The sequence below is a fragment of the Sphingomonas endolithica genome (assembly GCF_025231525.1).
GTDB lineage: Bacteria > Pseudomonadota > Alphaproteobacteria > Sphingomonadales > Sphingomonadaceae > Sphingomonas > Sphingomonas endolithica.
Map to the genome: position 1 here is coordinate 2,716,661 of NZ_CP103057.1, position 12,183 is coordinate 2,728,843.

6 protein-coding genes and 2 pseudogenes are annotated in these 12,183 nt (G+C 57.3%); 4 read left to right on the top strand and 4 right to left on the bottom strand.

Going from position 1 to position 12,183, the window contains the following annotated elements; all coding sequences use genetic code 11:
- Window positions 1–127: 127 nt before the first annotated feature.
- The gene (locus NV382_RS12765) at window positions 128–2,383 is read left to right on the top strand and encodes a S8 family peptidase (protein ID WP_260597119.1); all 2,256 of its coding nucleotides are present in this window, start codon (window positions 128–130) and stop codon (window positions 2,381–2,383) included.
- 552 nt (window positions 2,384–2,935) lie between these two features.
- Entirely contained in the window at window positions 2,936–3,724 is a 789-nt protein-coding gene (locus NV382_RS12770) for a PEPxxWA-CTERM sorting domain-containing protein (protein WP_260597120.1), read from the top strand.
- A 111-nt stretch (window positions 3,725–3,835) separates the two neighbouring features.
- Here the strand turns inward: NV382_RS12770 and NV382_RS12775 are convergent.
- Window positions 3,836–3,996: pseudogene (locus NV382_RS12775) on the bottom strand (IS481 family transposase); the annotation flags it as partial.
- A gap of 1,425 nt (window positions 3,997–5,421) precedes the next feature.
- Here NV382_RS12775 and NV382_RS12780 point away from each other — a divergent pair.
- Together NV382_RS12780 and NV382_RS12785 are read left to right on the top strand one after the other, a co-directional pair.
- Window positions 5,422–6,592 (top strand): annotated as a pseudogene (locus tag NV382_RS12780) (IS3 family transposase).
- Window positions 6,593–6,763: 171 nt separating this feature from the next.
- Window positions 6,764–7,570: a glycosyltransferase family 32 protein gene (locus NV382_RS12785; RefSeq protein ID WP_260597122.1), complete on the top strand. Its 807-nt coding sequence runs from the start codon at window positions 6,764–6,766 to the stop codon at window positions 7,568–7,570.
- A gap of 23 nt (window positions 7,571–7,593) precedes the next feature.
- Here the strand turns inward: NV382_RS12785 and NV382_RS12790 are convergent, their stop codons facing one another.
- The 3 genes from NV382_RS12790 to NV382_RS12800 all read right to left on the bottom strand — a co-directional run bounded on the left by NV382_RS12790 (window position 7,594) and on the right by NV382_RS12800 (window position 11,499).
- Window positions 7,594–9,033, bottom strand: coding sequence for an oligosaccharide flippase family protein (locus NV382_RS12790; protein WP_260597123.1), 1,440 nt, complete (start codon window positions 9,031–9,033; stop codon window positions 7,594–7,596).
- 153 nt (window positions 9,034–9,186) lie between these two features.
- The gene (locus tag NV382_RS12795; protein ID WP_260597124.1) at window positions 9,187–10,269 is read right to left on the bottom strand and encodes an acyltransferase family protein; all 1,083 of its coding nucleotides are present in this window, start codon (window positions 10,267–10,269) and stop codon (window positions 9,187–9,189) included.
- A gap of 234 nt (window positions 10,270–10,503) precedes the next feature.
- A complete protein-coding gene (locus tag NV382_RS12800; RefSeq protein ID WP_260597125.1) occupies window positions 10,504–11,499 on the bottom strand; it encodes a DUF1996 domain-containing protein in 996 nt (331 codons plus the stop codon).
- Between the last annotated feature and the right edge of the window lie 684 nt (window positions 11,500–12,183).

Here is a 12,183-nt window from a genome sequence, read left to right on the forward strand (position 1 = left end):
GTTCTTCTCCGTAGGATAGTCAAGACAAGCAGCCCTTCTCGTATTTGTACTGTTACGAAGTAAACAGGACAGGCCGGACTTGCAGCAGGCATAGGGGCGCTTAAGTGGATGAAACAGGGATACATTTATGCTGAACGTTATGAAGCTGCTCAGTGGCGTTGGTTTACTGTCGCTCGCCGCGTGTGGTGGAGCCGGAACGGGCATTTCTTCGGCGGGTAGTCTTGGCTCTGTAGGAGGCATTGCCGACGGTGCTCCAACGCCTATTCTTCCAACCCTAACACCTCCGGTCTACTCACCGCCGATTGCGACACCCGCCGGCTACGTGATCACACCCGCGGACCAGCAGCCGATCCGTTCAGTCAACGATACCGCAGAGTTTCGTCGCAACTACATCGCCAACGAGACCGTGAATGCGCTTTATGCACTCGACGCCGGCTACACCGGCAAGGGCGTCACGGTCGCAATTCTCGATGACGGCGTCGTCAACGTCGACGGCGAGCTCGATGGTCGGATTAATACCACTCTTTCGAAGGATTTCGGCAGCGTCACGAGCCAGGGCGTTACCAAAAGGCGCAACGCGCTGGGCGATGAACATTCCGACCATGGCACGCCGGTCGCCAATATCATCGCGGGCGGCCGCAATGGCATCGGAGCTATGGGGTTCGCGCCAGATGTCACCATTGCAGTGTTGCGCATTGCCGATTGGAACGAAGACACCAAGACTGAGATACTTATTCACGCGATCGAAGGGCTCGATTACGCGGGCGCGAAGCGCATCAAACTCGTCAACAGCTCGCTTAGCAGCAGCGGCACCAGTCAGTTCTACGCTGACGCCATGGCCCGCTTCGGCTCGACCGGCGGCCTGATCGTCAATGCCGCCGGCAACAGCGGCGGAACGTCGCCAAGCGATGCTGGTTTGATCAATCCCTCAAACCGTAACGCCATTCTGTTCGTCGGTTCGCTCAGCCCCAACAGCAACGCCTACACATTGGAATCCTATTCCAACCGCGCCGGCACCATGGCCGACCGCTACGTCGTCGCCATCGGCTCGAACGTCACCACCATGGTGGATGGCAAGGCAGGCGTGTTCTCGGGTACCAGTTCGGCAACACCAACGGTGACCGCGCTTGCGGCCGATATCTTGTCGAAATGGCCGCAACTAACTGGGCAGCTGGCAGGCGACGTGATTCTGAACACTGCCACAGACATCGGAGCGCCGGGTGTTGATGATGTGTTTGGCCATGGGCTAGTCGACTTCAAAGCCGCTCTATCCCCGGTAAATCCGACCCTCTCCAACGGAGCCCAGCAGACCAGCGTACAGACCTCGATCATGGCGGTTCCAGCCGCCATGGGAGCGGAAGCCATCCAGACGTCGTTGTCGAACGTTACCGTGCTGGACGATTATGGTCGTGACTTCTCGGGATCGATTGCCGGCATGGTCATAAAGCCAGAGGCAAAGCAGGGTCACTGGCTCCGCCGGCGCGTCGAGCAGATGGGAGCAGGTGGACACGCCGAACTCGCAGCGGGTCCGTTTGCCGGCAGCTTTGGTTTCACCAATACCCGCGTTGGTCCCAACCAAGGCGATGTACGATCGAGCGTCACCGCCGGCAGCATGTCCTTTATCGACGGTCAGACCGGCTTCCACGCCAGTTGGAACGCGCAGGACTTGCTGCAAAGCGACGTGATGGGTCTTGCGCCTTTCGCAGACGGCGTACTCGCCTATGCGCCGCAGGCGGGCAATAGCTTCGGGGTCGACCGCTATGTCGATGGCGGCAAGCTCGGTCTGACAGTCGCGACTGGACGCTATGCGGGTTCGTCAGCTTTCGCCGCAACACTTGGCTGGTCGAAAAGGGGGACCGATCTGCGCCTCTCGCTGATCGACGAGTATGGCTCGGTTATGGGCATGCCGACGGGCGAGGGCGCACTGCGCCTAGGCCGTGGTGCGACTACGTCGATGGTCGAAGCTCACCACACGTTTGATCTCGCTACTGGTTGGAGCCTCGAAGGCTATGGCTCGGTTGGATTCACCAAGCTGAAGATCGACGCCGCATCTCTGGTAACTGGATCAACCACGATCATCGGCTCGCGTGTCGGCCTCCAGACTAGCGCACCCCTTTTTGGGGGGGTGTTGAGCTTCGGCGTAGCACAGCCGCTGACGATCGAGAGTGGCTCTGCAAAGCTGACCTACAGCAACGGCTATGACCTCGCGTCTCGGTCGCTGACCTACACAACTACCCAGGCCAGCCTCGCCGGGGAGCGCCGCCTGCAGCTCACCGCAGGCTTTGTAAAGGGAAGCGCGCGTTCCAGCTTCCAGTTCGGCGTGATGCAGGACGTGAAGCAGAGCTCCATGAGCGCGCTAGCTGGATGGGCAGCACGTTTTTAACCGCGTTCTCTTCTGCGATAAACGGCGCGAAGCATTGCCGCGGTAGCGGCACCCTGGCGCTTATCTGCATTGTTCGAGACTGTTTGTGATTGGCCGACAATAGGCGCGGCCAATGCGGCGGTATCATCGATATTTTCGGTACCAAACACTGCCTCTGCGTAAGAGCTGTCGGTTAAGCAGTCATGGAATCGGTCAGGTGGCGATAGGAGCACGAACAAAGGACAGCGAGCTGTTTGCTTCGCGGCCTTACGCGTTCGAGCACAACCGTGGTGTACAAGGAATGCGGCGGAGAGCTGGCGCAGATCTGCGCGCGGTGTCTGTCGTCCAGACGGATGCCGCAGACGTGTTCTGAAGATTGGAAAGCCTCAGGACAGGACTGCTCGCTGCTTCATCAAATGAGCGGGCAATGACCAGTAAGATTTACTGTGAGTGGGTTAATGCGCCAAAATAAGACAGCGGAGATTTAGTTCCGTTGTGCTTTTTTATTTTAGGTGAACAAGCCGTTAACGGCATCCCGGCCCCGCTCTTTGCGTGGCATGGAGGGGAAGAACCATGAACTTAATGACGAAGTTTGGGATTGCCGCAGTGATGCTCGCGGGAACGGCTGGCGCAGCAGAGGCTGCCACGACAATCGTTACTCCCAAAGCGACCACTTGGCGTGTCACAACCGGAACGGCAAACTCCGCGAAGATTACTGGTACCGAGGCTCATTCGGGCGATGGCTCGCTTGAGCTCAAGGGTGATGTCAGCCGGTTTACGTACGACGGAACAAGCTCGTTTTCCTCGGCAATTGCGTCACTCGCCGACGTGCGCAGCCTGACGTTCGACTGGCGCATCGCGGGGGACACGGTAAGTGCGCTAAACCCGGATTATACGCCGGCTCTGCGGCTGAACATCAAGAATGGCATTCTCCAATATGGAGAGCTGATCTGGGAGGGGGTCTATAACGGCGTTTATGGAGCCACGACGGTACCCGACACGTGGTATTCGACCGATTCGACGGCCAAATTCTACTTCGGTAGGGGCAATGAGAATGGCGCCAAGACGCTTGCCGAATGGACGGCTTCCATGGGGACTTGGGATGTCGTTGGAATCAGCGTTGGACAGGGAAGTTCGGCAGGCGCTGGTTTTCATGCGTTTGCTGATAACGTGACCCTAGCCACTACACGCGGCTCGACGACTTACAATTTCGAAGCAACCGCCAATGGCGCCGTACCCGAGCCCGCCACCTGGGCGATGATGATCCTCGGCATGGGCGCTGTCGGCTTCGCGATGCGCCGTCGCATGAAGGTTTCGGAGGCAAACTTCACCAACAAGGTGCGCGCGATCGCCGCGGCGTAGCCACTGCGTAGCAAGCAGAAGGAAGCCGTCGCTCTCACCTGAGGGCGGCGGCTATCCCTTGTCTGGCGTCTCTCAACGAATTGGCGCATCCTACCAACCGGCGCAACGCCAGTCATCCATCGGCAGCAGCGTGTGGCGCCGGAACGCGACCAACACTGCCTCCTCCTCGATCGCCAACGTCGTAAACGGGCCTCCTTGGGTCCGGTTCGAAGATCAGCCGTCGATGAGCGCTTGCGCCACTTCGCGATCGTCTTCTGGTTGACGCCGTGACGCGTAGCCTCGCGTCCGCGATCTTGATCCGCGTCGGCTTGCCGGCGAACTCCGCATCCTTGAGGCTCTAGTCAAACTGATGGGCCTCGCTTTGATACATCGGCGGATGAAGATGGGCATGTCGCCGCCGGGAATGATGTACCGCGCGTTAGCCAGCGTGCGTGGCGCCAACGGCATCATTGCCGACGGCGGCACTCTAATCGCCACGCCATTTTCCGAAGGCAGGCTATCGGAAACCCGACGCGCAAATGCGGATGTGCGGGTACTAGCGAAAGCGGCGTCGTGCCTGCTCTGCGCAAGATACAAGGATATTAATGTACAGCCGCAGAAATGCAGACTTGTGCCTTGTCATGCAGAGGGGTATTCGAGATTTGCCGTGTACGTCTGTTCTAGAAGCCATCGAAGTAGAACGCGAAAAAGGAATTTGTGTGAGCCAGTCTCGGGACATAATCCTTCTTAGGGCACGACATGTCGATGAGCATAATCAGCTTTTTGCCGAGCAACTGAGGCAAGTTAGCGGATGCGAAGTGCAGTTTCTCGTTGACGAACGATCTTCTCCAGTCCCATCGGACGATCCAATGGTTCTAAGCTTAAATAGCTTTAGCTACGATAAGTTGGGTCTCTACGTTCCGCCGGACGTTGCGTGGCGATGTGGAGACTACGGAGCCTACATCGCTTGGAGAGTTGACCCGACGCGATCCTTCTACTGGATTATAGAGGATGACGTGCGGATTGATGGCGACGCGTCAGAATTCTTTCGTCTTTGTGCGACTTCGAGCTCCGACCTGCTTGCTCCTCGCGTGCGAAAAACAGAGCGAGGAGACTTTTGGTGGCCGCATACAGTTTCGAAGAATGCCGTTCCACATTCTTGCCTGTTCGGTGCAATACGACTTTCCGCGAAAGCCGTTGAGCTATCGTACGAGAAGCGTACATCTCACTCTCGAAAGCTAAATCGGACTGCGCTATGGCCAAATGATGAAGGGCTCGTAGCAACGACCGTCGTTGCTAACGGCCTTAAAGCCACCGACTTCAATGAAATACTTCCCGGACTCTGGGACGAAGCTACGTTTTCGGTTACGAATCAGCCTATTTCCTTTAATCCCTTGCCTGGTCCACCCCGTTTGCTGCATCCCGTGCGGTTCAAACCACGTCCACATGACTTTGCGAAGCAGACCAACCGGGATGACGCATCAAGTTTAAGGTTTCGCATACGTCAATGGATCGCTCGTAGGCTCAATAAGCTTTCTTCATGGTAGGCTACACGGAGCGCATGCTTATATTTACGCCTGCGGCGCGCGTGAGCAACCTCAACAGCGCGTAGGACATAAGATTGATATGCTTTAGGTATTATTAGGGCTCTCGAAGGCTGAGCTGCTGCCGGTTTCGTGGACACCAAGATAAGGTGTTTTCGGAACCGGAGGGTGTAAATGCAACGACGGAAGTTCAGCCGAGAGTTCAAGCTCGAGGCGGTGAAGTTGGTCCGAGATCGGGGCGTGGCGGTAGCGCAGGCCGCTCGGGACCTGGACCTGCACGAGAACGTGCTGCGCAAATGGGTCCGCGAAGCGGAAGCTGATCCCCAGTCTGCATTCCCGGGCAACGGTCAGATGAAGCCCGAGCAGCAGGAGATTGAGCGGCTGCGCCGCGAGTTGGCTCGGATGAAGACCGAACGTGACATCCTAAAAAAAGCCGCGGCCTACTTTGCCAGGGACTCGATATGAAGTTCGGGTTCATCGTAAAGCATCGAGGGATCTGGCCGGTGTCGTGGCTTTGCGGGGCGCTCGATGTCTCGCACAGTGGTTTCCACGCCTGGCTCGTGCGGGCGCCAAGTGCCCGGTCGCGCAGCGACGAAGTGTATGCAGGGAAGATCCGGGCCAGCTTCATCTCCAGCTATCGAATTAATGGCGCGCGTCGCGTCTGGCACGATCTCTTGGCCGAAGGCCTTTCATGTGGCCTGCACCGTGTCGAACGGCTGATGCGTGTGCACGGCCTGATGGCGCGGCCGCGACGCCGCGGTCTGCCCAAGGATCATGGCGAACGCTTGGTCATCGCGGGCAACGTGCTCAATCGGCAGTTCAGCGCCGACGCGCCGAACCAGAAGTGGGTGGCCGACTTCACCTACATCTGGACCGCTGAAGGATGGCTGTATGCTGCCGCGGTGATCGATCTGTTCTCGCGGCGGGTGGTCGGCTGGTCCCCTTCGACGTCGCTCAGGACAGGGATGAGCGATACGATGACGGCGCAACTCGTCACCGATGCGCTGGTTATGGTGATCTGGCGGCGTGGCAAGCCCGATGCGCTGCTGCATCACTCCGACCAGGGCAGCCAATATACTAGTGAGCAGTTCCAGCGGCTGATGGCCGACAACGGGGTCACGTGCTCGATGAGCCGGTCGGGCAACGTCTGGGACAACGCCGCGATAGGGAGCTTCTTCTCCTCGCTGAAGACCGAACGCATCGCGCGCAAAACCTACCGCACGCGCAATCAGGCAAGGCAGGACGTGTTCGATTACATCGAGCGCTTCTACAATCCCACGCGCAGGCACTCGACCTTGGGCTATCTCTGCCCATGGACTTCGAGAAGCAGGCTCATATAGCCTAACTTGGTGTCCATGGGACCGGCAGCAGCTCAGGCAATCCTTTTGATTGCTGGAGACCTCTACGGGCTTGCCAAGGGTGCAAACTACTAAGCCAGCCGTGGCTATGATGCAAACCTAAGGGATCTGCTTTAAGGCGACCTTGTTCGGCAGTTGAGAATGAGCTAGCTTTGATAATGGTTTCCATTCCGAGCTTCGCGCTAGGTTCTGCCCTTCCTCGCCTTATCCACCGGGTCCATTTGGGCGGCAAACTACCGTCCGTCCTGCAAGCTAATTTGGATGCTGGGGCTCGCGAGAATATCGATTGGCATCAGCGCCTCTATGGAGAAGCGGAGATCCGAGAGTTTACGCTCCTACACTACGGCCCACGCGTTTACGAAATTTACGAACGGATCAGCCCGGAGTATCTCGCCGCCCGGTCCGACTTGTTCCGTTATTTGGTGATGTATAAGCTCGGCGGCGTCTACCTCGACACCAAAAGTCGTATCTCGAAGCCGCTGAACGACGTGCTGGCACTAGATGAACAGTTTGTCGTTTCGCAATGGCGTAACAAGGCCGAAGAGCCGCACTCTGGCCATGGATTACACCGGGAGCTTTCGGGCATCGCGGGCGGTGAATTCCAGCAGTGGCACATCGTGGCTCGTCCAGGACACCCGTTTCTAGCCGCCGTGATTAATAGCGTGCTTGAGAACATTCGAGCCTACCGACCATGGACCGGCGTCGGTCGCAATGGCGTGCTTCGCGTTACAGGACCGATTGCCTACACGCGTGCGATCGCGCCGCTTCTGGCGTACTATCCCCATCGTCGGGTTAAGAGTGAGCAGGAAATCGGTTTCGAATTCAGTTGTGTCGAACGTAGCCCATTCACCTCTAGCCACTATTCCGAATGCACCGGCCCTGTCGTGAGAAAGGGCGTGATCTCTTCAATGCTGACGCGCGGCTTCGTCGCGTGCCAAAACCTTCGAAGGCAGGCTCGCAATTGACGCGCTGAAGCACTTGGGCAAGGTCAAGATGGCTTAGTTAAGACACGCGTCCGTATCGCGCGAATTTCGTCCGTGAGGGGGTGATGGACAATGAACAAGCTCACTCCCCATAACAATATCCCGGAGGTAATCGCGCAGAGAAGCATTAATAAGGATGGCTGAGCTCCTTTGGCCGTAAGCATGAGAATAGCAACAGGTAAGATGGCGGCGAGCGTTAAAAGGGTGCTTTGCAAATAGGTCTTCGCCATTCCCCTAAATGATGTTCCCGTCATCTTGTTAAGATAGGGACGGTAAAGCACAAATATAAAGGCAGCGTCGATGATCCTTGTGAATGCAACTGCCTCGATGCTGATAAAGCACGCGCCGACGAATAGCAAAACAGATACAATCGTTCTCACAGCCTCAAGTCGAGTCTGCGTGCCGACGTTGCCAGTCACCGTGAACAACTCCCATGACATGGTCATGGCAACAAGGATGATGGAGGATAGCGTAAGATAGACCAGCGGCACTGCCGCCGCCGCCCATTTCGCCCCATAAACGATGACGATGAATGGATGCGCCAAGATCGCCAGCCCCGCGAAGGCAGGCCAGAGGGTTGCCGTAATGACGGCAACCGTCTGAATGTACCGGTCACCAATCGGGATTCCGGACCGATGGTGGTTGGCGAAATCGACAAGCATGACACGGCTAGCAAGATAGTGGATGTTGCCCCAGATCATATTGTTTATGCCGCTCGCCCGGTTGTACAATCCTAGGGCGCTAAGCCCTAATATTCGGCCGAGCATGATCTCGCAGAAGCGCTGGGACAAATTAACGATTCCGGAATAACTAAACATCTGGACGCCGAAGCCGAAAATGTACTTCCACTCCGATAAGCCGAAGCTTGCGAACCAATACCTACGTCCAACAATGATAAATGAGGCAGAAAGAGTTATAGCGCTAATAACCTGGCCATAGGCCAAGCTCATATATTTGAATCCCAAGACGGCAAAGATGATCGTTGCGCTGCTTCCAATCAAGCTTGTTACAGCACCGATGAGAGCGATTTCCTTGAAACGGCCGTTCCGCTCAAGCTTAGCACCCGGCATGAATGATAATATGCCGAACAGCGGAACGACGGATAGCACAACGAGGATGTGCTTGACCCCTTCATTACGCAGAAAAGAGGCGGCCACGAACGCGAAAAGAAAAGTTGCGATCGTCTGGACGATGCAAATTATGGTATTAGCAGTGAACGTCGTGGCTTCCATGGGCCGCGTAAGGGTCTCCTCCCTGACAATCAGGGGCTGCAATCCGAAGTTCTGCAGCACGGCAAGCATCCCAACCATGGCCAATCCGATGGCGAAGACGCCCATCTCCTGCGGAGTGAGATACCGGGCCAGAACCACGGATGAGCCGAACTGAAACAGGAAGGTCGCCGCCTGCGCAATGCCCATCCAAGCGAGCGATCTCTTGATCGACACGTTATATACCTTACCATGTTGAAGTTCGGGGCTGCTACTCGATGAAGAATAGGCTAGAAAGTGCGAAGCTCGTCTCCGCATTTGCAGCCATGCTTCGCTGGAAGAGCAGCATGAGCGTACGTGCTATAAGCACGCAGTGCCGTCCTGCTGCGGTCAAGGGCGGGTGCTTCCTTCAGAACGTTGAAACCGATGTGAGACCCTTTTACCAAGATCAATCATCGGGTTTTCGAATCGAAAAGTAGACAGGTGGGCAAGAAGCCATGTCACCGCCGCCAGAATAGGGCGCTTGGCGTATTTCTCGAGCGTGTCGCCAGTACCGAGCCATGTGTCGCCCAGCATGCCATGGATCACATATACGGCGAAAGAAATCGATGCGATATAACGCGCCGGTGTGGAACATAGAAGCGCGCGCAACCAGCCTGGCGCGGCAAAGATCGACACCCCAATGGTCATAGCTGCGAGATATGGCCGCGCATAAGCAAGAGGCACTAACGTCTCCATGCCCGACAACAGCAGCAACGCTGCCAAAATCAGCGGTGTCCAGCGCGGCAGTCGCGCTATCCAGCGTGGCGCATCCGTCCAGTAAATCAGTAACGCGAGCGTTGCGCCGGCTAAGATTTCGTCAACGCGATGCCAAGTGACAATGCTCATCGGCTGCGCTGCGTCGATCCGGGCAATCGTCACGGCGATTGCGCCCAACGGCGCCAGCCACAATCCACGCGGGCCGGCAACGGCGACAATCACCGCGACAGCAAGGTAGAATTGCACCTCGACACAGAGGCTCCAGAGATGATGCCCGCCTGGCATTAGATGATCGGGAGGCAAATTGGCAAAGAAGGCAAAGTTCGCCAGGGCAGTAATCGGCGATACGCCGTTAACCACGACTAGAATCAGGGTCGCCGCCCATGCCAGCGGCATAATCCGGAACAAGCGTCTGATTAGGAAAACCGGCACCTGCTCACGGGTCATAAGAACCCGCGCAATGAGAAACCCAGACAAGCTAAAAAACAGCGCCATCCCGGTTGCGGCAGTCGCAGTGTTTAAGCCCCAAGCATGAGGCCCCAGCGGTAGCCAGTGGCCGGCAATGACGCAAAGGATCGACATCGCTCGCCATCCGTCGAGTTCACTGATCCGTGTCGGCGCGCCGACGCGCGCATCGCCGCCGCCCGCTTCGGCTGCAGTCAATTCCGGTGTTGCGTAGATCGTCTTGATCGCTGTTTCATGCCAGCTGGCCATACACTTTTGTCCTCGGTAATGAGGCATATCGATTTGCCTGAGGTCTGTCATTCGGCAGATAAAAAGGGATCTCAGCAGCGGTCTGACGCCTTTGCCGGGCTCTAGCGCTGTTGTTAAGCTAAGTCGCTGGCAATGTTGTTGTGCGAACCCCCAGTGCCCAATGGCCTCATCCCGACTGCTGCGAGCTTGAGCTCGCCCGGGGCTCACTGCGCCTGCAGAATGATCACTTGCCGGTTAAAGAGAAGGGGCTTCCATCACCCGCGGGGACGCCAAAACGGGTAGAGATTTTCGCTTGAGCATGGTGCCATCGCCGAGCACGCCGTCGGAACAGTCGCGCATCTTGCCGATGCACTCGCGCTCCCAGATAGCACGCGTTGGTGGATCCCAGCCCTCCATGTAGTCGGCGTGGAAGGTCGAGCCACCCGCCATCGTCATGCCGTTCATGCGATCCGACGAGAACCACAGGTCACCATCGCCTTTCTCGATCGTGTAGACGATTCCCTGCGTCAGTTCGGGGAGCACGTATGGATGGGTCGACGGGCATTTTTCGTAGCCCCAATCACCGTAGCTTGTATGTGCGACGTGGGAGCGGTGGTCGGCGCTGTCGAGCTGGCCGTTCCAGCACGAGCCGAAGTTGATGGCGGCCATGACCTGGCCCGCACCACCACAGTCGGTGACAGCCTCGGCGAACGTACCGCGGTGATCCGATGGCTTGCCAGGCGAGATGCACCGGAAGTGGAACGTCATGTTCTCCGGCTGAGCCTGCCCCATCCGCTTCATGTCGTACCCGGAGACAACGCGCAGGCCAGTTGGCAGGCCAACGCAGCCCTTGGCTGCCATGCGGAAGCACTCCGGATCGCTGTCCGGGCGGCGCTTGTAATAGATCGACATGTAATCGGGCACGATCACCTTGCCCGCCGCATTCATCAACGCCGGGATCCAATATGCCGATCGGTTGAGCATATCCGAACAGGTGCTGTCGCCGCTCGTGCGCAGGCTGGCGTAGGTCGACGCATAGTTGCCGCCTGTGTTCCCATACCATTGGTGGAGATGCGGCGACGCGCCCTTCTGGCCTGGATAGAGGATCGGATCGTCATAGTTCAGCTGCCCCGGCGAACAGATGAAGCGGAACGCACCAACCACGTCGGGTGCCATGCTCTTGGGAATGCCGTAGCCCGGCACAATCAGCGGTGCCGTATCGAAGGTGCTGGAAACCGGGGTAACCGTCATGGATTGCATGATTGACATCGCCGGAGCCGGCACCTGCCCACAACAATTCGCCTTTGTTCAATCTTGGCGGCGTCCGCGCATTTTTCGCCTTGGGCAACCGCTAAACCGGCGGCGAGCAACGCTACCGCAGAAACAATAAATTGATTCACTGGTTCCCCGCTGGTGTATCAGCAGCCTTCTAAAGTCAAACAATCAGCGCAAGAGATTGTCCCGCCGGAGCGGTACGTTAAGTGAATAATAATAGAGTTATTACGCTACTTGTGAAGGTGAAGCGGTCTCTATCTGGCGTTAGGACAGCACACTGCGATAAATTGGCCCGCTGCGCGACCCTAGCCACAGCAGGAGCTATACCGTAAGCCGCGTGACGAGGCGATTAGTTGGTGCGGTCCATTGGCCCTCGATCGCTTCGGTTCCCTCGCGAGCTGCACTCTATCTCCGCCTTGTGGTATGTCCGAGGCGCCTGCTGGTAGATAGGCGTCGCTTACTCGACGAGGCTGCACCCCATCCTGTTTACCCGGTCGCAGACATCGTCCCGCAACTTCAGCCGTAGGTTAAAGGCCACGCCTAACAGCCGCATCGCGAAAGCTCGACAAATTCCGCTATCACTGTCGCGGCCATCGATCGCCTCGGTATCAACGGCATACGTGAAAATACTGCTTCTAATTGACGCAGCACGCCGATTGG

Bases quoted from the DNA above. Each gene is read 5' to 3' on its own strand.
- NV382_RS12770 (WP_260597120.1), top strand. From the start codon at position 2,936: ATGAACTTAATGACGAAGTTTGGGATTGCCGCAGTGATGCTCGCGGGA.
- NV382_RS12800 (WP_260597125.1), bottom strand. From the start codon at position 11,499: ATGACGGTTACCCCGGTTTCCAGCACCTTCGATACGGCACCGCTGATT.
- NV382_RS12765 (WP_260597119.1), top strand. From the start codon at position 128: ATGCTGAACGTTATGAAGCTGCTCAGTGGCGTTGGTTTACTGTCGCTC.
- NV382_RS12785 (WP_260597122.1), top strand. From the start codon at position 6,764: ATGGTTTCCATTCCGAGCTTCGCGCTAGGTTCTGCCCTTCCTCGCCTT.
- NV382_RS12795 (WP_260597124.1), bottom strand. From the start codon at position 10,269: ATGGCCAGCTGGCATGAAACAGCGATCAAGACGATCTACGCAACACCG.